This window comes from Clostridium sp. MCC353 (assembly GCF_018785315.1).
In the GTDB taxonomy this organism is placed as follows: domain Bacteria; phylum Bacillota; class Clostridia; order Lachnospirales; family Lachnospiraceae; genus CHH4-2.
The window spans coordinates 1-23,348 of record NZ_WQPN01000052.1 but is presented as its reverse complement, the minus strand read 5'-3'; the positions used below and the strand labels follow the sequence as shown (position 1 = coordinate 23,348).

Sequence of the window (23,348 nt, the reverse complement as noted above, 5' to 3'; positions counted from 1 at the left end):
CCTCGTGATTCATTTCATCTTTTTTACTCATCCTTGCTCCACCTCCGGTACGATACTGTATTCCCACGCATCTTTCAGCTCCGGCGGTTTCTTCAAAACTTCCATTGATTTTGCCTGCACCAGATACTTGCTGCCGTCGTTCATATGGTGCAGCACCAGCAGGCTGCCGGAGGTAAGCTCCAGCTTCAGTCGGTAGTCCGCCTGCGGCGGGCCGCTTCAGCGACATGATTCCCTACCGCCACAGTGCGATCCTATAGCCAGCAAAGCTGGCATAGGAGAGATCTTTTATTCAATAGGAACACTTTCCTATTGAATAAAAAATCCGCACCTTACAGTTTCATTGTAAGGTGCGGAATAAATTTTGTATGTAGACCAAAGTCACGCTTTCAAATTTTTTTTATAAATGTAGGAGCAAAAGCTGGGTCTTATTGGACACCCCTGCTTTCTGATACATTCTTGAAAACACATTTTTTACGGTAGACGTCTGAATATCTAGTCTTTCAGCTATATCTTTATTTTCAAGCCCCTGCTTCGCCAGCTCAAGAATTTCCCTTTCCCGCGCCGTAAGCTCGATTTTCTTTCCATTCAGAAGCGTCAGAGACTGGCTCAGCCGGTCTGCAAGCTGACGGATGTTTTCCATTCCCGTCCGCTCCCTGATCCCGGAGGCAAGAGCGCCCTTGATACCCTCATAATTTTCCGCAAAGGGAAGGTACATCTTATCAGGCAAAGCCATTTCAAGCGCTTCGGTCAAAAGCTGCGCGGCCTCCCTGCGTTTTCCCCCGGCGTCCAATGCCTGCGCCATGTAGATTTTCATATAGAGCTGCGGCAGGATGTTGGGAAAGATAGAGGAAATCCCCATCACATAGCCGCCCATGCCCAGCAGCTTTTTGTATTCCTTTTTTTCCAGCAGTATCCGCCCATAGATGATGTGGGCGAAAGGCTGGGACATGATGACCAGCCGCCGGTCGTCTATTTTCCCCTCCGCAAGCCATGGAGCTACTTCCTCCGGTTTTCCCATCAGCAGGGAGAGATACCCCTTTGCCAGATCATAGGTATAGCGGCACAAGTCCTCGGTGTTGCGGTAGGAACGGTCGCGCAGTGTGGCAAAGCTGTCCTCTAAAAGCTCCCTGTCTCCATGCAGCAGGGCCAGCCTTGCCAGCGTGAACACGCCGCATTGGGCAATGCTGTTCTGGTGCTTGCTGTCGGCGGTGAAGATGGCCCGGTGGCAGAGGATTTCTGCATCGTCCGTCTCGCCCCGATGCAGATGGACCTCTGCGCGCATAATCAGCTCCGCCCCGGTGCCGTGACCTCTGGACAGCCGGTAATAATACGGCATACACTCGTCCATCTGTTCCAGTTCTTCGTCCAGCTTTCCGCTCTCCCGCCAGTACATATACAGCACCGAGGGGGAACCAAATGTCCATGTACTTTTGCTGTTGATGAGAGTGGCCGGACCGCCCAGCAGTTTAAGCGCCCTGCGGTGGCGTTCGCTCATGGCGTCAATGCGGTTATACTCCAGAAAGGACAGCAGCAGCTCCAGCTCGCCCCGCATGGCGTCCTTTTCTTCCTCAGAAACGGAACATTCCGCAATGACGCTTTCAATCTCATCCTTCTGGCGGAGCAGTTCCTCATTCTGCCCAAGGAAAAAGAGGGTAAAGGCCAGCGGCACCAGAGATTTTGGGTAGCGTACCTTCATCTCATGGGTGGTATGCGCCAGAATGTCCAGAATCATCGGCGTGGTGGTTTCGTCAATGGTGTCCGCGATGTCATAGCTGGTGAGCGGCATGGCGTACAGCCGTTCCCATGCTCCTGCGCGGTAATAGAAGCGCAGGGTATTCATCCGGTCGCCCGCTTTTTCGGCCAGTCCGCCGCCTTTTAAGTAGATCTCTTTCTGCCGTTCTTCGGGCAGAAGGGCAAATTTGTCCTCCAGCATCTTTTGGAGCTGGGTGTGCATGGTGTAGCAGGAGTTCTCCCTGTCATAACGGATAAAGAAGCGCTTTTCCCGCAGGCGGTTTTCCGTCCTCTCCATCGTCAGGCCGGAGAAAGCCTGGGCCTGGGAAAGTGTGAACGTCGGGAAGATGGACACTTTCAGCAGGAAGTCTTTTTCGTCTTCGGACAGCCCGCCCCAGAATGTTTTCTGCATGAGGGCCGTCATACCGCCCTGTTCAAATTTCCCCGTTCTGACAAAGGCGTCCATCTGGATATACAGGGCCATGACCCAGCCGTCCGTCAGGCGCATGACCTCTTCCAGTTGGATGCCTGTGAGGGGAAGCCCGGCCTCCCGGTAATAGGCGTCCGCATCCTCTTTGGAAAAGGCAAACGCCTCCTCCTGCAAGAGATACAAGAGGCCGCTCCGTATCAGCCCGCCCCGCTCCTCCTTGGAATAGGGATGGGTCGCCACAACGATATGTAACTTTTCTCCGCCGTGGTCAGACAGGCATGTCAGGAACTCGCAAGGACGGTACAGATCCCACAGTTGAAAGTTGTCCAGGAGCAGAAAGGTTTCACGGCCGCAGGAAATACCCTGTATCGTCCGGGCGATCTCCGGCATGGTATCCTCGTCCGGCATCCCGATGACGGAAAGCCTCCCCGCGCTTTCCTTGTCAATGGCGCCAATCAGGCCGCAGAAAACCTTCCATGCTTCCGCCGGGGTTTCAGAGTGGAACTCATGCTGGTAAAGCGGAAATGCTTCCGGGTTGCGGGTATCGAAAAAATGCTGGAGCGCGGTTGATTTCCCGAAGCCGGAATCCGCCTCCAGAAGCGTCATGGGGTAAGACTTGATATTTTCCAGCTTTTCCATCAGCGCCTTGGGGTAATATTTGATATCCTGTTTCAGTTGTCTGGTTCGTGGCATAATCGTATATTCCTTCCTGTGACGCGAAGCCATTACAACATAGTTTCTGCTCTGTTGCAGCCTTGCCGGCTTATTGCGCTTTTTGTGTTTTATTATACTACACTTTACTCAAATACGACAGTGAATCTTGATGCGGGCTACGTTGACCGGATTCGGGGCAAATATACCGCAAAGTGGGGTGTGCAGATGACGGAAATGAATTTACAAACACACTCTAGGGCTGCAAATGGCTGAGAGGATCAAATGAAAAGGATAAATCCTTGATTATTATGTTTGTAAGTGAGGATAAGCTGTGATAGACTGTAACCATGGGACACCCGTCTCATTTATCATCTTGTTACAGCCCAGACAACACCGTTTATTAAGGAGTACAGAAATGTCTAAAATCAACTATAAACCTCTGCCTGAAAAAACAGCGGACGCCATTTCCGATATGATCTACCGCAGCAATTACAGAGTGGGGGCCAAGCTGCCCAATGAGATTGATTTAGCCAGGGAATTTGAGGTGAGCCGCAACACGGTCCGGGAGGCCATACGCATTCTGGTCAGCAGAAATGTGCTGGAGGTCAAGCGCGGTTCGGGAACATTTGTGTCCGCCCGACTGGGGCTGACGGACGATCCGCTGGGCCTGTCCCTGATCTGTGATAAGAAGAAGCTGGTAAAGGATCTGATCCAGATCCGGCTGATGATCGAACCCAAGATGGCTTCCATGGCAGCAGAATATGCAACTTCTGATGAAATAAAGGCTTTGGAAGAAAATTGCCGAAAAGCTGAGGCCGCTTTCAACAGCGGGGAACGGTACTATGAACTGGATATGGAGTTCCATACGTTAATAGCGGGATGCAGCCGCAACCTGGTGGTGCACAATCTGCTTCCGCCCATCCACCAGACCATCCTCTTACAGGAGAATATGACCCAGAACCGGCTGGGGGAAAAGACCATTGAAGGCCACCGCAGGATCTTTCAGGCCATTGCGCGGCATAAGTGCAACGATGCCTATGACGCCATGCTGGCCCATCTGGTTTTAAACCAGGAAAGAATCACCCGGATGAATGGGGAATTAAATTAGACAAATTTGTACTTTTTAAAATAAAACCGGGTAGAATTAGAACCTTTCGTGAGATTAGTATTGTATGTCATGAGAAGCTGTGATAAATATAAACCATAGCTTCTTTTTTTATTGTTTGCTGCCGAAATAAAGATGTATGCTGCCGGTATAAAGAGCATCCGGCAGAGAAATCAGAGGAGGAAAATATGAATTCTTATGATGTAATAGTGATAGGAGCCGGTGCGGTGGGATCGGCAGTTGCCAGAGAGTTGTCCCGCTATCAGCTTAAAACAGCAGTCCTGGAAAAAGAACAGGATGTGGCCACCGGCAATTCCGGGCGCAATTCCGGAATGCTGCACGCAGGCTTTACTTATAAAGTGGGTTCCCTAAAGGCTGAATGCGCGGTGGAAGGAAATAAGGAGTTTGACAAAGTGGCAGAGGAGCTGGATGTGCCATTTCGCCGCACGGGAAAGCTGGTTGTGGGATTTACGGACCAGGATATGAAAAATATTTTAAAATACAAGGCCATCGGTGAGCAGAACGGCGTCCAGGGGCTGGTTCTCATAAACAGAGACCAGATCAGGGAGATCGATCCCAATGCGGGCGGTGAATTTGCCATGTATTCCCCTATGTCGGGCATATTGGATCCCATCCAGTATAATATCGCACTGGCGGAAAATGCTTGTGAAAATGGAGTGGAGTTCCATTTTGGGGAAAGAGTGGTTTCCATTGAACGGGCCGATGGGCTTTATAAAATTGATACGGAATATCAGAATGGGACAGGACGGATTGATGAAAGCCAGTCTGACCGCCATCATTTTGAAACGCGCTGGGTGATAAACTGCGCCGGAATGTATGCTTCGGAAATTTCCAAAATGCTGGGATTTCCTTATTATCCGGTGAAAGGATTTAAAGGGGAGTATTTTGTGCTGGATAAAAAGGCGGGCGAGAACCTTTCCATACCTGTCTACCCGGCGCCCAATGAAAAGGGCGGATTTGCGACCCATGCGACCCCAACAATAGACGGCAATGTTTTGATCGGGCCCGATTCCTATGTTACGGAGGACAGGGAAGACTACGGCGTGACAAAAGAACATTTGGACGGGCTGGTGGTGGACGGAAGCAAGATGTTTGACCAGATCAAACGGGAATATTATATCAGGAACTTTGCCGGAATCCGCTGGAAACGGTATAATCCGGAAACAGGTGAGATTCTGGATTTCCTGTTGGAATCCGATGACGACCACCCCGGCGCCATCAACCTGGTGGGAATCGAATCCCCCGGCATAACCAGCGCCCTGCCGCTGGCACGGAGGGCGGTAAAACGTCTTCTGGAGAAAGAGGAAGTCCTTCCGAATCCCAATTTCAACCCGCGCAGAAAGGGAATCCGCAGATTCTGCGAAATGGATCATGACGAACAGAAAAAAGCCATTGAAGAAAATCCTGATTATGGGGAGATTATCTGCCGCTGCGAATCTGTAACCAGGGCGGAGATCCTTGAGGCAATTCACAATCCTCTGGGGGTACATACGGTGACGGGAATTAAAAACCGCACCAGAGCCACCATGGGCCGCTGCCAGGGCGGTTACTGTGAAACCAGGATTACCGGGTTGATTGAAAAAGAGATGGGGGTGGGGGAAACAGAAGTCCGCTACTCGAAAGCCAATTCATATATGTTTACAGGAAAGGTCAGGTAGAGCATGAAACAGGCAGATGTGATTATTATCGGCGGCGGGCCTGCCGGTCTGGCGGCAGCAGCAGAATTGTACCGTCAGGGAATAACGGATATTTTGATATTGGAACGGGAACACAGCTTGGGCGGGATTCTGAGACAGTGTATCCACGACGGGTTCGGCCTGACCCGGTTTAAAGAAACCCTCAGCGGGCCGGAATATGCCCAGCGTTTTATCGACCAGGTGGAGGAACTAAAAATTCCATATATTACAGATACCACGGTCATTGATGTGACCGGGGACAAAAAGGTGTATGCGGTATCCAGAGACGGCCTTTTGGAGTATCAGGCCAAAGCGGTGATTTTAACCATGGGCTGCCGGGAGCGGACAAGAGGGGCCATCAGCATTCCGGGCCAGCGGCCGGCGGGAGTGTATACGGCCGGTGTCGCCCAGTCCTACATCAACCTGCACAACAAAATGGTGGGCAGAGAAGTGGTGATTTTGGGATCGGGAGATATCGGAATGATCATGGCGCGCCGCATGACCCTGGAAGGCGCCCATGTACAGGCGGTATTTGAGATCCAGCCCTATCCCAGCGGCCTTCCCAGAAATATTGAGCAGTGCTTAAATGACTACGGCATCCCGTTGTATTTGAGCCATACGGTGACGGATATTAAAGGAAAAGAGCGCTTGGAGGGGATAACCGTATCGGAAGTGGACGACCGTATGCAGCCCATCCCGGGAACGGAAAAAGATTACATTTGTGATACCCTGATCCTGTCGGTGGGCCTGATTCCGGAAAATGAACTGTCCCTTTCCGCGGGAGTGGTTTTGGATAACAGAAGCAAAGGCGCGGTGGTGGATGAGCATTACCAGACCAGCGTAGACGGCATTTTTGCGGCGGGAAATGTGCTTCAGGTCCATGATCTGGTGGATTTCGTTTCCATGGAAGCGGAAGGCCTGGCAGATTCCGCAGCCCGCTATGTGAAGGAACATGGCCTGAACCCATGCACGCTGGATGTTGTGACGGACGACAACATCACCCACACCATTCCGCAGAAAATAAGCGGAACCAGCGATTTTAAACTGTCTTTAAGGGTGCGCAGGCCGATGAAAGACTGCGCCGTTGAGATCAGCCAGGGCGGCAGAGTGATCAAGTCGGTAAAGATGAAAAAGGTTCTCCCGGCTGAAATGATACAGATTCCTGTGAAAGCGGAACATTTAAATGAAACGGATAATCTGGAGGTGAAGGTGATATGCTGAAAACATTTACATGCATCATGTGCCCAAGGGGATGTGAAGTGGAAGCCGGATTTTCAGATGGCCGTATCCTGTCGGTAGAGGGAAACGCCTGCCCGAAAGGCCTTGATTACGTGACCCAGGAACTGACAAATCCCATGAGGAATATAGCCACCTCAGTTCTGGTGGAAGGCGGGGAAATGGAGTTAGCCAGCGTGAGGCTCAGCGGCCCGATTCCCAAAGCAAAGATATTTGAAGTGATGGAACAGATTAAAGGAGTGAAGGTAAATGCCCCGGCTGCCATCGGGCAGGTAATTATTGCTGATGTGCTGGGGCTTGGAGTTGATGTGATTGTGACGAAGAATGTAAAGGCGCTGTAGGATTACAATACGTTATTTTCAAGTTTTATTGGTTTCAGACTACAATGAATTCTCTCCCTGCTTTTGTTATACTTGCGTTAGTAAGAAATGCAGAATATTATGCTGCTGAAAAAAGCAAGTAAAGCTGGAAAAGCAAGAATAACATTTAGAAAAATGTGTTTATGGAGGGAAATTATGACTGTTAAAGAAAGAATCCTGGCAACGTTAAGAGGGGAACCCACTGATCTGCTTCCATTTGTACCGCGTCTGGACAACTGGTTTTATGCCCATGAAGCGACCAACACCTTACCGGATAAATATAAAAATGCAACTCTGAGGGACATGGTGGATGATCTCGGAATCGGATATCATTCCATCATTCCTAACTTTAAAAAATGGAGGGAAGGCGGCTATGGGGATCTCCATGTGGGCCTTGGCATTTATGATCTGGAACTGTCCCCCTGGAAAGTGGTATTTCATAATGTAAAGATCACCCAGGAGCGCAATGACAAAGGGGAACTGAAGGTAACATACGAAACTCCCAAGGGAACCATTACCACACGGGTTGTCTATACCCCTCAGATGCTACGCGACGGAATTGTGCTGTATGCCCACAAGGAACATGCGGTGAAATCATACGAGGATTACGATGCGGTCTCATACATATTTGAAAATGCGGAAGTGATTCCAACTTATGAGAAATACGCAGAATACCGTGAAAATTACATCGGCGACCGAGGCGTGGCAGTGGCTTTGTCAGCGATGTGGGCGTCGGCGGGACATTACCTGATCAAGGAACTGATGTCATTTGAAAACTTTTATCTGGAGCGTTTTGACGATCCGGAAGCGATGCAGGATGTGGCCCGGAGACTTCATCCGTTCTGTGACAAATTGTTCCAGGCGGCTGTCAACAGCCCGGCAGAGGTGATTTTATCCGGCGCCAACTATGACTTCATGTTTACAACTCCTGATATGATCGAGGAATACGTGGTGGATGAGCTGAAACGCCAGAGCGATATCGCTCACGGTATGGGCAAGTTTATCGCCACTCATACGGACGGCGAGAACATGAAGCTGCTTGACCTGTATGTGAAGGCTGGGTTCGATATTGCCGATTCCATCTGCCCTGCGCCTATGACAAAGACGAGTTTGAAAGAAACAAGGGATGTGTTCGGGGATAAGATCACTATTTGGGGCGGAATCCCATCCATCGCCACACTCCAGTCCACCATGTCGGACGGCGATTTCTATAAGCTGGTGGACGAGATGATGGAAACTATCGGAAGAGGGGATCATATGATTTTCTCCGTGGCCGATACCCTGCCGCCTGCGGCTGATTTTAACCGGGTGCTTTATTTGAAGAAGAAGATTGAGGAATTTGGGGCGGTGAAATAAAACGGGTGTTAATAAGGTAGAATAAGGCAGAAATAGGGTGTAAATAAGGCGGGATATCGAGTGGAAATAAGGTGGAAACAGATAGGAAACTGGCTGGATATAGTTCAGAAACAGTCTGATTAGAACGGAGACAGGCCGGATTTTAAGCAGTTGGAATATGCCGTTTGCCGCAGGTATGTGGTGCGGACGGTTGAGCAGCAGCAGGGGTAAACTGATATGAGCTTCAGTTTGCACCTGCTGTTTTTATATTTTTAGTGTTTAGGTTTAAGATCCCAGGGAAGATGGGAAAGAGGGGTATGGTACAGGGAATAAGCTGTTTGACTGCTGTCGGAAGGCTAAGTTGAGTAATAAGAAACGCTGCAAAGGAAGCGGTGTCCGGGTGAAAGGGATGCTGTGGCGGTTTGCAGTGTTTTTTTATCGATGTTCCTGCTATCTGAACTGTTGTAAATTAAAAAAATCATAATAATGTGGATTTACATAAAAAGCGTATTATTACGATGGAAAGTGGTAAAAAAAGCTGTCTTGTAACTTTTTTGTAACTGTAAAATGATATACTTTAAATAAAATATTTTAAATATATGTTGATGGAAAGGGGGAAAATTATGAAAGACAATGGTTACATATAATAGTTACAAATGATTGAAAAATTACGAAATGTAACTAAATTATGTAACCAATTGAGCCAAATAAATACGATTTTGGTAAAATATTAAAAATATCGTAATTATATCTTTCAAAATAAAAAATACATGTTAGAATTAAGAAAAGAGATAAAAAGGGGTTTTGTAACCTCGTTGTAACCAAAGAGATGTATAATGGCTATAATGTAACAAAAGTATGGAAAAGGAGACGAGTGCGCATATGAGTATGGGGCAGTTAAAGAAGAAATGGAAAAGAAGCCTTGCTGGTTTCCTATCGCTTTGCCTTTTTTTGACATCCTTTAATATGGTGTCATGGGCAGATGTTCAGGCTGCATTTTCGGTTAGAACAGCCACTTTTATTATGAGTGGCAGCGATTTTAAGGATGCGGCGCAGGCAGCAGTTGATTCCGGTGAGATTCTGAATTTTGAGGATCTGGAATTAAGTGCAAAAAAGGACAGCCAGATAGAAGATTATGAAAAGCTGTTCACGAAGGGCTCTGTATATGAGTTCTTCCCTTCTTATGAGTTAGGGGAGGATGAAAACGCAGAGGGTTTAGATCTTCGAATGTTTTTAAGAACTCCGAAAACTGATTCGGAAGAGGAATATATTCTTACTGGTGATGAGGATATTATATTCCTTTATGTGAATGGATCAGCGGAAACTATAAATTTCAGAAGTGAAATTGATGGTGTTCAGACGAAAGAGGTTGAAGTTAAACCTTATGCAATGGTATTTGGTGAAGAGGAAACTAAAGTTACAGTTCCCGGGCCTGGAGTTCCGGAAACGACTGTACCGGAGACCACCGTACCGGAGACTACTGTTTCGGAGACATCAGCGGAAGTGACAGAACCAGAGACAAGTACATCCGCAGAAGAGACATTGGAGGTTGAATCATCCGAAACTGAAACTACTGAAACAGAAGAAACAACAGAGGAGACTGAAGAAGTTACAACACCGGAAGAAACTTCACCGGTGGAAGAAACTACAGAGGCGGTTGAGGAACCAGAAAGTGAAGCTGTTGAATCAACGCCGGAAGAAACCGAAGCAAAGACTGAAGAGAAGACAGAAGCAGAGGAACCGGAAACTGAGGAGTTGGAAACAGAAACCAGTACAGAGGCTCAGTTATCTGTATCTGCAAACCATGTTCCTGTAGTTGCTACGGCTATTGATAGTTTAGAAGACGGCGTTGAACCAGAAACCGAAAAATTGGAAGAGACAGAAGCCGAAACAGAGGAAGAGGTTGAGCCGGAGACTGAAAAAGAGACAGAAGAAACAGAAAAAGAGACAGAAGTAATTAAAACGACTGGTGCCGAATCCGTAGTTGAGATTGAAACTCAAGTAACAACAGAAGCTGAAATGCCAGAGACATCAGAAACCTCAGAAGCAGAGGAGAGCGTAGTTATTGTAGAAACTGGTGAAGATAGTAAGAATGAAACCAGTGCTGCTGAAACAACAACTGCTGCTCCATCCATGGATTATGAGTGGGATGAGGCTGATCTGGGAGATGGAAAAGAGCTTATCAATGATCTTGAACCAGAACAGACGGCTCCTAGTTTAGAAGAGTTAAAGGGAAAAACCTATGATATCGTATCTTTAGGTGAAGATGATACGGCAAGAGCATTTGTGATCTCTTTAAAATATCTTTTAGATAATGAAACAATTACAGCGACATCCTCAAATGCAGTTGTCACAGTGCAGTTCTTGGATGTTGACAGCCAGGTGAAGATCAAGGATGACAAAGTTTATAATTCAGGAAACAGCGGTTTCCAAATCGGCGATGAAGTGGCTGTTGATGACTTTGCAGAAGAGATTGAGGGCTATGAATTTGTTTCATCAGCATTGGAAGATGCAATACAGAGTGAAACATTGTCCTTGGAATCCAGCAACCAGATTCAGCTTTACTATAAGCAGACGGAATCCATATCTTATAGTATAAACGTTTCTCATAAGCTGGTTGTTGATAATGTTACCTATATTAAAGGCAGTACTTTGCAGGTAGAGAACAGTGAATTTGATGAAAATGGAAATTATGATATTACAGAAGCCATTTTAGAAATTGAAGGAACTCAGGCTGTTCCCGAGGCTTCGGGATTACTGGTGAATAAGAGTGAGTTTTCACCGTCGAAGTTTGAAGTCGGCTTGAATGCTGCCAATAAAGAAATTACATATGAACTGCTGGAAGGCTATGGAGTTAAAGTTGACGAAATGGCTCAGTATTATAGAAGTGCGGTTCAGGATTGGCCGGAGATCTATGCGCTGTCGAGTTTGAGTGATTTTGTTACGGTTGAAACCCAAAATGATGAGTGGTGGTGGGGAAGCCGTAAATTAAAAATCCAATTGTATGTTGATGGCGTTAATAAGGCATCTGAAGAGAGAGTTTATTATTATAATCCATCCAATACAAATGTTACTTTAACAACAGAAGCGAGTAAAACATATAGAATTAGTGATTTGAAACTGGATGGCTCAAAATTCAAAGATGGCGCCGCTATAGAAATAAGTAAAGACAGAAGTAAAACCCTCAGCATTTATTTAGCAACAAAATCTACTGCTAAGCACTCTGTTTCAATTAAAACCAACGGCCCCGGAACTGTTGATTATACTCAGAACAACCAAACAACTACGATTGAAAAGGACAGCGAACAACTAATTGAGAATATTCCTGACCAAACGAAAGCTGTTCTTAACTTTAAACCGGATTCAGGATATGCGGTTGGACTATTAAAAGTTGATGGCAAGAGTATTCCCATAGGAAGTATTGCTGGAGGAAAGCAATATGAACTCCCTGAGCTTATAGCTAATTCTACAATCGAAGTATATTTTGCCCCAGTTGTAACTCCAAGCTTAAAGTGGCTGAGATCCGATAATAAGAAAGGCACTGAAGGGGTAAAAAAATATACTAACAAAAGCAGGAGCTTTACCTGGAGTGAGATGAATTCTCTGAAACCGAAGTATGATGCTTGGGATAAAGGCGACTACTTCGACACTTATGTGAAGGGCTATAATATTCCACCACATGCGTTTGCAACATGGAAGCTGTTTTCCAGTAGTTATGATCTCAGGCGTTTCCAAACAACGTTTACTGTTCCGGAAGGTTTCTCTGCACAGGATTATATAAAACTACAGACAGTAATGCAAAGTGCATACAGCGAGTTGGGGGATGACGGAAAGATCATTCCGATTAATGATGATATCTTTGTTTTTGTATATTCTAAACGAGATTTAGACAATGGAAAAATAAATAATAATAATCTGGGTAATTATTTGGCTTTCTGGACAGGAACCGAATCTTCCAGTTCTTTCAGAGGTGTAAAAGCGACCGATGCGACACATGCAGCTAGAAATGTTATTCCATATACAGACGGCTGGTACTGTGACGCTGACCTGGATAACGTAGGAAGCAACTTATTTAAAAATTACCCGGATGCAAAAGAAAATGATGTATTTGTATTAGATGTTTTTGTAGGCGATTATGCTGAAGGCGGCGGTATGGATGCCATGGATTTAAGCTTTGTAAAATCCGGCGGATATGCAGTTACAGTTAAATATTACAAAGATTCCATAGCTGACAGCAACTATCTCAACAGCGCAGGTCTTAAAGGTCTGGTATTGGGAGAAGAAATCAACTTATCCGTGTACGACGGCGGAGAATATTTGAATAAGTACCGTCCTGACGGCTATAAAGACGGTATTCAGACCCCGGCTACCTATAAAGTTACAGCAACAGCTGACGGAATTATCAATGTAGTTTATACAAAAGATACTCAGACAGTGGATGTTGAATATTACATAAGAGACAGCGTTGACAGCACTATGGAAAAAGTTGGTACAATGGCAGATCAGATATTCCCATTGAACACCAAATATAAAGATGCTGTAGATTTAAACAGAATTATTGATTTTATTAATAATTCAGATGAGTATGACGGTGGTATTGTCCTTGAAGCAGAAAAAACCATTGATAAATCTACCACTGTTATAAAGGCTGTTTATACCAAACTGCCATCCTATGCAGTTACGTATTACGAAAACACCACAGATCCAGTCAGCAGCATGCCGCAGAACGGCCAATACCGTGAAGGCGTAACCGTCACAGTAGGCAATGCTCCATCCAGAGCAGGATATACCTTTGGCGGATGGGCTGAGGTGCCTCAGGTTTCCGCAGGCACAAAAGTATACCAGCCTGATGAAGAATTTGAAATGCCTGCTGCCAATGTAGACCTTTATGCGGTTTGGAATGCGAATAAGGATACGGAATACAAGATTGAGTATTATTTGCAGGATGAGGCTGGATCGACCAGCTATACACTGGATGATGATCGTTCGAGAACAGAAAACGGAGAAACCGGTACCTCTGTAAGTCCTGATAATTGGGATATTGATATTCCGGGATATGCTTACGACCATGCTGACCCGGCAAATGGAATTACAATTCAGGGCGATGGATCTGCTGTTTTGAAATTGTATTATAATTTGAAAGCAGGAATTGTAAGATATGATTTGAATGACAGCACTGATGACGCTACTTTGGCTGCATGGGATAATTATCCTTCAGCTAAACTGGATTTAGTGAACAAACAGTACTATGACAAACTTCATTATTCTTATAATGACAGAGTTTCCATACCAGGAGAAACCCCGGAAAGAGAAGGATATGAGTTTGTAAAATGGTCTGATGACCCGGCTGGCAAAGGAACTAATGAAGCCACAGCTTCCGGAAGCATTCAATATCCTTATAAAACGGATCAAAGTGAAACACCAACATTAACACTGTATGCTATTTGGAATCCTCTTTCAGCAAAATACCAGATTCAATATTATTTTGAGCAGGAAAACGGAAGCTTTAAAGTAGATGGTGCTCATACAGAAACAATTACAACTGTAAAAGCTGGTACATTTGTTCAGGCTGATACAACAAAGACTTTCAGCGGATATTATTTTGATGCTGATAATGAGAATAACAAACTTTCCGGCTATGTAAAAGGCAATGGAACCCTTGTTTTAAACCTTTACTACAGACAGAAGAATGAAATCACTGTAAAACCTTTGAATGCGGATAAAATCTATGATGGAAACGCATTGACGGAGAAACGGACAGAGGTTGTATCCGGCACATTAAAGGATGGAGATTTTATTACTGCTGATACAGACGGAATAGTAACGGATGTGCTGAATGACAGTACGGTCAATAACATCACCTCAATTCAGGTTTGGCGTAATGTAAACGGTGCAAAAAAGGAAGTAACAGAAGAATACACGATTATAACCAATCCTGGCACATTGAAAATTAATCCAAGACCGGTGACAATTACTGGCGGCAATGGATCATTTGAGTACGATGGAGAAGCTCACCATGTAGTTCATACGGTCTCTCCTAGGGGTAATGATACTGGTTTATTAGAGGGCCATAAAGAACAGGTAACACTTGACGGTGCTTACAGAACCGTGCCGGGAAGCAATGAGGTAATTGTTAAAGATGCTTCTATATGGTTTGATAAAGTTGATGTGAGTGGGAACTATGATATTATTAAAATACCAGGCTCGATTGAAATCACTAATACATCCATCAAGAGGCCGTTAACTATAACTGCACCAGATGCCAGGAAAGTTTATGATGGAACGCCGCTGGAATCAATTGTGTGCATTTCTAAAGGAAATCTGTTCCCAGGTGATGAAGTTTATGTCAACGCAACCGGAAGCATTACCGACGTAAGCGAAAATGAACCCGGGAATAACCCTGTAGGTAAAGTTACTATCATGCATGGCGATGTTGATGTAACGGCTAACTATGAGATCACTCCAATTGCCGGAACTTTGACTATTGATCCAAGACCGGTAACTATAACGGCTGAATCAAAGTCCTTCCCTTATGATGGAGAAGAGCACAGTGTATCATACTTTGTATCAGAAAAGGGTGAAGGAACTGGACTGCTGGATGGCCATGAGGAAAGCGTAACCCTTACTGGAGCAACCCAGAAGTTTGTTGGAACTTATCCGGTTCAGGTTGATACAGTAAGTATCAGCGACGGCAAGGATGATAAGACGTCCAACTACAGTATCACTCAGGTAAACGGACAGATCATTATAAACAAGGCGACTGATAAAGTGATCACGATCAAAGCCAAAGATGCTGCAAAAGTCTATGACGGAACCCCATTAACGGAACCGGGATTTGAGTTAACAGAAGGCGAACTGTTTGAAGGCGATGAGATTTATGTGGAAGCAATCGGAAGCATCACCGAAGTGTCAGAATCCACTGTCAGAAACAACCCGTTAGGAGAGATTGTCATAAGACACGGCGGTGCAGACGGAACGGATGTAACCGAAAACTACAGCATCACCCCGGAGGCCGGAACGTTAACCATTACCAAGAGACCGGTAACCATTAATGTAGAAAGCAAAGAATTCTCATATAATGGAGAACAGCACAGCGTAGGCTACAATGTGGTTAAGGCAGATCAGAACAGTGGATTATTAAAAGACCATAAGGAAAAAGTAACCCTTGTAAATGATAAGCAGGTCTTCGTATGTGACGAAGCAGTAACGGTAAGTTCTGTGACAATCGAATCAGACGGAGTTGATAAGACCGGAAACTATGAAATCATAAGCAACCCTGGCCGCATAAAAATAACGAAAGCGACTGGAAGGAAAGTAACAGTAACAGCGCCGAGTTTGAGTAAGGTTTATGACGGAACCCCTCTCACTGCTGAAACTTGCGAAAGATCCGATACTCTGTTCCCAGGCGATGAAGTTTATGTAAATGCAACAGGAAGCATAACGAACGTAGCTGATAATGAAGCCGGCAACAACCCGGTAGGAACGGTAGTCATCCGTCATGGAGGGCCCGAAGGAGTTATCGTAACAGACAACTACGAAATTGAGAAAGTAGCCGGAACTCTGACAATCAATCCGAGGCCGGTAACCATCACAGCCGAAACAAATAACGATTTCGTGTACAACGGAATGGAACACAAAGTAGGCTACCAGGTATCTGATCCAGGAACGGATAAAGGTCTGTTAAGCGGTCATACGGAAGTTGTAGAACTGAAAGACAACACCCGGACATTTGTGGGCGGCAATGACGTATTAGTAGAAACAGTAGCGATCAAATCCGGGGAAGCGGATGTGACAGGAAACTACGATATTACAAAGCAAAAGGGCCACATCAATGTAAAAGCGGCAACTGGAATCGAAGTTGTGATTACAGCAGCCAGCGCAGATAAAGTATATGATGGAACTCCGTTAACAGCATCCGGTTATACGGTAAATAAAGAGAATCTTTTACCGGGAGATGATGTATATGCAGTAATTTCAGGAAGTATCACAGAAGTAACTCCAGGAGTGGCAGAAAATAACCGTATTGAAAGTTATGAGATCCGTCATGGAGGACCAGAAGGCACAATCGTGACCGAAAACTATAAGGTCACTGCAATTCCTGGAACCTTAACAATTAATCCGAGGCCGGTAACCGTGACAGCAGAAACCAATGACAGCTTCGTATATGACGGAACTGAGCACGAGGTAAGTTACAGCGTATCCAAACCTGGAGCAGATACGGGCTTGTTAAGCGGTCATACGGAACTTGTAGAGCTGGAAGGCAATACAAGAATTTATGCCGGCGGCAATCAGGTGACGGTAAAATCAGTAAAGATCATGGCAGACAAAGCTGATATGACAAAGAACTATGATATTAAGAAAGTTGACGGCCATATCAGTGTCAGCAAGGCAACCGGAATCGACATCACAATCAAAGCAGAAGATGCAGAAAAAGTATATGATGGAACTCCATTAACGGAATCCCGTTATACGGTAAATAAAGAAAACCTTCTGCCGGGAGATGAAGTTTATGCCGTAACATCCGGAAGTATCACAGACGTGACCCCAGGTGTGAAAGACAACAACCTGATAGCCAGCTATGTGATCCGCCACGGTGGAGAAGATGGTGTAGATGTAACAGAAAACTACAATATTACTCCAGTACCGGGAACCTTAACAGTAACTCCAAGACCAATAACCATCACTGTTAAAACGGAAAGCTTCACTTATGACGGATTCGAACATAGTGTTGGCTATGCAGTTTCCGCCCCAAGTGAAAATGCAGGTTTACTCAAAGACCATGCGGAAGAAGTCATCCTTATTGGAGCTAAGAGAACTTTAGTTGGTGATAACTCAGTAACCATTGATGATGTGAAAATCATGAATGGCGGAACAGATTTGACATCCAACTACAGCATCACACCGGTTGACGGACACATTTATATCAATAAAGCTGAGGGAAATGTCCTTAAAATAACAGCGCCGGACGCTAATAAGATTTATGACGGAACACCGCTTACATCGATTGTATGTAAAGTTGAAGGAAAACTGTTCGAAGGCGACGTTATATATGTCAATGCAACCGGAAGCATAACCAATGTATCTGATAATGCAGAGGGCAACAACCCGGTTGGAAGCGTAGTCATCCGCCATGGAGGCGCTGATGGAGAAATCGTCACAGAGAACTATGATATCCAGCCGATAGCCGGAACCCTTAGAATCGATCAGAGGCCGGTAACCATCACAGCCGAAACGAAAGATGATTTCGTATATAACGGAATGGAACACAAAGTAGGCTACCAGGTATCCGACCCAGGAACGGATAAAGGATTGTTAAGCAGTCATACAGAAATAGTAGAGCTGAAAGACAATACCCGGACATTTGTCGGTGGCAATGATGTATTGGTAGAAAACGTAGCGATCAAATCCGGTGAAACGGATGTAACAGCAAACTACGACATTACAAAAGAAAATGGCCATATCAATGTAATCGCGGCAACTGGAATTGATATCACGATTACAGCAGACAGCGATGTAAAAGTATACGACGGAACCCCATTAACGGCCTCTGGATATAAGGTAAATGAAGAGAACCTTCTGCCGGGAGATAGAGTATACGCAGTAATTTCCGGAAGTATCACAGACGTGACCCCAGGTGTGGCAGGAAACAACCAGATCGATAGTTATGAAATCCGTCATGGTGGTCCGGAAGGCACAATTGTGACAGAAAACTATAAGGTAACTGCAATTCCGGGAACCTTGACCATTAATCCGAGACCGGTAACCGTCACAGCGGAAATCAATGACGATTTCGTATATGATGGAACTGAGCACAGTGTAAGTTACACTGTATCCAAACCGGGAGAAGATGAAGGGTTGTTAAGCGGCCATAAGGAAATCGTAGTACTGGACGGCAATACAAGAACTTATACCGGCGAAAATGATGTAAAAGTAAATTCGGTACAGATCATGGCAGATACAATTGATATGACAAAGAACTATGACATTAAGAAGATCGACGGCCATATCAAAGTAAAAGCAGCAACCGGAATTGACATCACAATCAAAGCAGAAGATGCAGCAAAAGTATACGACGGAACCCCATTAACGGAAGCCGGATATACAGTAAATAAAGAAAATCTTCTGCCGGGAGATGATGTCTATGCGGTAACATCAGGAAGCATCACAGACGTGACCCCAGGTGTGAAAGACAATAACCTGATAGCCAGCTATGTGATCCGCCACGGTGGAAAAGATGGTGTAGATGTAACAGAAAACTACAATATCATTCCGGTACCTGGAACCTTAACAATCAATCCAAGACCGGTAACCATCACAGCAGAAACCAAGAATGATTTCACTTATGACGGAACAGAACACAGCGTAAGCTATACAATCGCTGCATCTGATGAAAATACAGGACTGATTGAAGGCCAGACTGCAGAAGTTGATCTTATTGGAAATAAGAGAACCTTCGTTGGAGGAAATCCTGTAGAAGTTGGAACTGTTCAGGTACTGTCAGGTGAAAATGATGTAACTTCCAATTATAACGTAATTCGTAAAGAAGGTTACATTGCAGTTAACAAGGCAGAAGGCAGGTCGCTGACAATAACTGCTCCGACTGCCAGCAAGATCTATGATGGCACTCCATTGACAGCGGTTGAATGTGTGATAACCGGAACTCCGTTTGCGGGTGATATCATCCATGTAAATGCTGTCGGCAGCGTAACTGATGTAGAAGACACCACAGCGGATAATAACCAGGTAGGAGATGTGACAATACTCCATGATGGAGTGGATGTAACGGAAAACTATAAGATCAATACAATACCGGGAACATTACGGATTGATCCGAGACCAGTTACCGTTATAGCAGGAACCGGAACATTTACCTATGACGGAACGGAACACCGCGTAGAATATACGGTATCTGAACCTGGAGAGAACACCGGGTTATTACAGGGCCATCTTGAGAATGTGAAACTGGACGGAAATACAAGAACTTTCTATGGTAATAACAAGGTAACTGTTACCGAAGTAACGATCAGCGACGGACAGAGTGATAAAACTTCAAACTATGATATCAAAAAAGTAGACGGAAGCATTTTTGTAAATTATGCAACCGGAAAAGAGATCACAGTAACCGCTCCAAGCGCTGAAAAGGTCTATGACGGCACGCCATTGACCGCAGAAACATGTATTATCAGCGGAGATGAGCTTTTCGAAGGCGATGCAGTTTATGTTAAGGCTACCGGAAGCGTAACAAATGTAGATGATACTGCTACAGGGAATAACCCGTTAAGTGAAATCGTGGTACGCCATGGCGGACCGGACGGAACCGATGTTACAGAGAACTATGTAATTAATCCAGTAGTAGGAACATTAACAATTAAGCCGAGACCGGTAACCATTACGGCAGGCACTAATAATGACTTTGTATATGACGGAACGGAACACCGTGTTGCTTATGAAATTTCCGATCCGGCAGAAAATGCAGGTCTGTTGACTGGCCATGAGGCTGATGTAACTTTGGAAGGCGCTGTAAGAATCTTCACTGGTGAAAATGATGTAGAAGTTGGTAATGTTGTAATTAAAGCCGGTGGAGCAGATATGACAGGCAACTATGAGATTATTCGCAGGCCAGGTCATATTAAAGTCAGCAAAGCAACAGGAAATATCCTTACAATAACGGCGCCAGACGCCAGCAAGATCTATGATGGAACTCCATTAACTTCTGAAGTATGTGATGTAAAAGGAATCATGTTTACAGGCGATGAAGTTTATGTAAATGCAACAGGAAGTGTAACCAATGTAGCGGATAATGCTGCTGATAACAATCTGGTTGGAGAAGTAATCATCCGTCATGGAGGACCAGATGGAGAAATCGTTACAGAGAACTATGAAATCGCAACTGTACCGGGAACTCTGAAGATTGAGGCAAGGAAGCTCACGATCACAGCAGAGAGCGGTGAAAAGCCTTACGATGGAACTCCTCTTATTGTAAATGATTATCAGTATAACGGTGAATTGGCAGAGGGTGAACTCATTTCTGACGTAGAGATCACAGGAAGCCAGTTGACAGCGGGCACTAGCGACAATGTTGCGGATCACGCAGTCATCAAGAATTCAACCGGATCAGAAACTACGGATAACTATGATATCACTTATGTGAATGGCACCTTAACTGTAAATAAGGGAGCTTATGCAGTTAAAGTTTCTACAAATGACGCTGAAAAGGTTTATGACGGTAAAACTTTAAGAGATACCGCAGCATCAGTTTCAGGCGAAATTCAGGAAGGTGACCGCGTAGTTGTCACTGTAAATGGTGAGATCACCAATGCAGGTGAAACCGCAAACAGTGTTGAATCTGTAAAGATTTATCACGGAGAAGAGAATCTGGATGTGACAGAGAACTATTCAATTGAAATCACAGAAGGAACTTTAAAGGTTACACCAAAAGATGTTACAATTAATGTAAACTCCTATAGCAAAGTTTATGGCTCAGAAGAAACAGCGGACCGGTGGAAAGGCCGTGAATCAGGAAACCGCCCAGCATCATTGCGGTAACTCCGTCGCCCGGAATTCCTAAAACGAGAAGTGGGATCATAGCGCCGCCGATTGTGGCATTATTTGCGGTTTCCGTAGCTACAATGCCGTCCGGACAGCCTTTACCGAACTCCTCCGGATGTTTGGACATATTTTTAGCAGTTACATAGGAAAGCATACCGGATGTGCTGCCGCCGATGCCGGGAAGAATGCCGATGCCGGTACCGATTAAAGCGGAACGGATAGCATTGGGTATCTGATAGACAAATTCTGCCCAGCTAAAGCCGAATCCTTTGATTTTATTTACCTTAACTGTTTCAAGCGCTTTGCCGCTGCCCATTTTCTCCGCGGTTACCAAAATCTCTGAGATCGCGAAAATACCGATCAGCGTAGGGAGGGTATCAAAACCGGCCAAAAGGCTGCGGTTACCGAAGGTAAAGCGGGCGATTCCATCGATCGGGGCCATACCAACCATTGCCACCATCAAACCCAGCATACCTGACAGCACGCCCTTTAGCATAGAGCCGGAAGCCAGAACCGCAACCATGGTTAATGCGAAAATACAGATACCGAAGTTCTCAACCGGTGTGAATTTCAACGCGATATCCGCGATTGGCGGAGCAGCGAAAGTTAGAATGATAAATGAAAATACACTTCCTAAAAATGAAAACACAATTCCATATCCCAGGGCCTTTCCGGCATCCCCCTTTTGAGCCATAGGATGTCCGTCAAAGCAGGTGGCAATAGAAGAAGCCGTACCCGGCATATTGAGCAGAATTGCGGAAATCAAACCGCCGGAAATACCGCCTATGTAAACAGCAACCAACAAATTCAATCCCATAGACGCGTCAAGTGAAAATGTCAGCGGCAAAAACAATGCTACAGCCATGGCGGCTGAAAGCCCGGGAATTGACCCGAATATAATTCCGACAGCCACACCGGCTGCCATCAGTAACAGAGAACTGGGCGCGCATACGCGGACCAGCGCCTGGCCTAATAATCCAAATGCTTCCATAACATAATCCCCCTATAAATTTATTGTAAAAATTCCGGCCGGCAATATGATTTTGAATCCATACCGGAACAGGAAAAATACCGCAAATGTAAACAACACGGAAATGATAGTGAGAAAAACAGGTTTTCTGCCCTCATCAGGCGCCAGAACCAGCATCTGCAAAGGAAGATAAACACATGTGGATACGATAAAACCAACCGGCTTCATAACAAACACATAGATAAGAATCAGCAGAAAGCTGACGATAACCCGTTTAATATCCGGCGCCTCTTCGCCTTCATCCGCCGTGATTTCAATCCCGGCATTTTTCTTCATCTGTCTCAGACTTAAAACAATTAATGCAGCCGCCAGACCCAGCGTCAGGATTGCAATACACAGCGGCACAAAGTCCGGTCCGATCTCCATTACCGTGGATTTCGGAAGAGCAATGGAAGCCAGAATCATTGCTATAGACAATACGGAAAAAAAGATCCCGACCGTCAAATCCCCATACTTTTTAATAAACATTACATTGTTCCCTCCTTGGTTTTTAGTGAATATATCTGAAAATCGTCATTATCTTACCATCAGGAAATTCAGAATACAATCGTTTGCAGAGGTCTTTAACATCATCTTAGCGAAGCGTTAAAATTGCGTTAAATCTTTATTTCGTGTATTCGTGAAAGCAACGCCTGTAAGAAGGGGAACCTGGGGCAGAGGATCAGGCCGGGCGGCCAAAGGGGCGGATCAAAGGCGGCGGGGATCTTGTTCCGGCCGTTAAGTGGAACTAAGGCTTTCAGAATGGAAAAAGGCGGTCCGATGCCCATTCACGGTAAACTCTTTATGGACTTTACCGTTCAGGGGCATCTCAGACACTGATTTGGAAGTCAGTGTCTGCCCGCCTTTTTCCATTCTAAAAACCTAAGTTCCACTAAACGGTCTCCACAGGATCCCCGCCGCCTTTGATCCGCCCCTTTGGCCGCCCGGTCTGATTCTCTGCCCCAGGTTCCCCTTCTTACAGGCTGTGCATTGGACGCGCTATGCATATTTTATGTAACTGACGTGGGCATTAACAGTAAAGCGCCAAGGATTTTTCGAAAATGCCTTGACGCTTTACGTTAAATTTTCTTATAATTTACGAAATTATTTTTAAATTACTAGAGCCAGAGAAAACCAGCAGGAAAGCGGGGAGGACGGATGGGGGGACGGAAGACCGGGGAGCGGTACCGGGGAAACCAACGATACAGGGGTCATGTGGAAACCGTTTAGTGGAACTTAGGTT

10 protein-coding genes are annotated in these 23,348 nt (G+C 45.4%); 7 read left to right on the top strand and 3 right to left on the bottom strand.

The window, feature by feature from the left end; translation table 11 throughout:
• Positions 1 to 397: 397 nt before the first annotated feature.
• Positions 398 to 2,854: a LuxR C-terminal-related transcriptional regulator gene (locus GPL15_RS10515; RefSeq protein ID WP_252198298.1), complete on the bottom strand. Its 2,457-nt coding sequence runs from the start codon at positions 2,852 to 2,854 to the stop codon at positions 398 to 400.
• A gap of 18 nt (positions 2,855 to 2,872) precedes the next feature.
• Between GPL15_RS10515 and GPL15_RS27975 the strand changes: the two genes are divergently transcribed.
• From GPL15_RS27975 to GPL15_RS10485, 7 genes are all read left to right on the top strand, one after another.
• Positions 2,873 to 3,088 carry a DUF6783 domain-containing protein gene (locus tag GPL15_RS27975; protein WP_346344941.1) on the top strand — a complete coding sequence of 72 codons (216 nt, stop codon included), beginning with the start codon at positions 2,873 to 2,875 and terminating at the stop codon, positions 3,086 to 3,088.
• A 142-nt stretch (positions 3,089 to 3,230) separates the two neighbouring features.
• On the top strand, positions 3,231 to 3,923 hold the full coding sequence (locus GPL15_RS10510; RefSeq protein ID WP_215698633.1) for a FadR/GntR family transcriptional regulator: 693 nt from the start codon (positions 3,231 to 3,233) through the stop codon (positions 3,921 to 3,923).
• 185 nt (positions 3,924 to 4,108) lie between these two features.
• Positions 4,109 to 5,599, top strand: a complete 1,491-nt coding sequence (locus tag GPL15_RS10505; protein ID WP_215698632.1) for an NAD(P)/FAD-dependent oxidoreductase — start codon at positions 4,109 to 4,111, stop codon at positions 5,597 to 5,599.
• Between the two features lie 3 nt (positions 5,600 to 5,602).
• On the top strand, positions 5,603 to 6,838 hold the full coding sequence (locus GPL15_RS10500; RefSeq protein WP_215698631.1) for an FAD-dependent oxidoreductase: 1,236 nt from the start codon (positions 5,603 to 5,605) through the stop codon (positions 6,836 to 6,838).
• Complete coding sequence (locus tag GPL15_RS10495) at positions 6,832 to 7,194, top strand: DUF1667 domain-containing protein (RefSeq protein WP_215698630.1); 363 nt, start codon at positions 6,832 to 6,834, stop codon at positions 7,192 to 7,194. The genes GPL15_RS10500 and GPL15_RS10495 overlap by 7 nt, the downstream gene beginning before the upstream one ends.
• Before the next feature lie 174 nt (positions 7,195 to 7,368).
• Positions 7,369 to 8,568, top strand: coding sequence for a uroporphyrinogen decarboxylase family protein (locus tag GPL15_RS10490; protein ID WP_215698629.1), 1,200 nt, complete (start codon positions 7,369 to 7,371; stop codon positions 8,566 to 8,568).
• An 861-nt stretch (positions 8,569 to 9,429) separates the two neighbouring features.
• Positions 9,430 to 21,093 carry an InlB B-repeat-containing protein gene (locus GPL15_RS10485; protein WP_215698628.1) on the top strand — a complete coding sequence of 3,888 codons (11,664 nt, stop codon included), beginning with the start codon at positions 9,430 to 9,432 and terminating at the stop codon, positions 21,091 to 21,093.
• Here the strand turns inward: GPL15_RS10485 and GPL15_RS10480 are convergent.
• Positions 20,996 to 22,087 (bottom strand): tripartite tricarboxylate transporter permease, encoded by a 1,092-nt coding sequence (locus tag GPL15_RS10480; RefSeq protein WP_252198296.1) that lies wholly within the window; start codon positions 22,085 to 22,087, stop codon positions 20,996 to 20,998. The genes GPL15_RS10485 and GPL15_RS10480 overlap by 98 nt on opposite strands.
• Positions 22,088 to 22,099: 12 nt before the next feature.
• Complete coding sequence (locus tag GPL15_RS10475; protein ID WP_215698627.1) at positions 22,100 to 22,594, bottom strand: tripartite tricarboxylate transporter TctB family protein; 495 nt, start codon at positions 22,592 to 22,594, stop codon at positions 22,100 to 22,102.
• Between the last annotated feature and the right edge of the window lie 754 nt (positions 22,595 to 23,348).

Coding starts and splice junctions, on each gene's coding strand:
- GPL15_RS10515 (WP_252198298.1), bottom strand. CDS start 2,854: ATGCCACGAACCAGACAACTGAAACAGGATATCAAATATTACCCCAAG.
- GPL15_RS10510 (WP_215698633.1), top strand. CDS start 3,231: ATGTCTAAAATCAACTATAAACCTCTGCCTGAAAAAACAGCGGACGCC.
- GPL15_RS10505 (WP_215698632.1), top strand. CDS start 4,109: ATGAATTCTTATGATGTAATAGTGATAGGAGCCGGTGCGGTGGGATCG.
- GPL15_RS10500 (WP_215698631.1), top strand. CDS start 5,603: ATGAAACAGGCAGATGTGATTATTATCGGCGGCGGGCCTGCCGGTCTG.
- GPL15_RS10495 (WP_215698630.1), top strand. CDS start 6,832: ATGCTGAAAACATTTACATGCATCATGTGCCCAAGGGGATGTGAAGTG.
- GPL15_RS10490 (WP_215698629.1), top strand. CDS start 7,369: ATGACTGTTAAAGAAAGAATCCTGGCAACGTTAAGAGGGGAACCCACT.
- GPL15_RS10485 (WP_215698628.1), top strand. CDS start 9,430: ATGAGTATGGGGCAGTTAAAGAAGAAATGGAAAAGAAGCCTTGCTGGT.
- GPL15_RS10480 (WP_252198296.1), bottom strand. CDS start 22,087: ATGGAAGCATTTGGATTATTAGGCCAGGCGCTGGTCCGCGTATGCGCG.
- GPL15_RS10475 (WP_215698627.1), bottom strand. CDS start 22,594: ATGTTTATTAAAAAGTATGGGGATTTGACGGTCGGGATCTTTTTTTCC.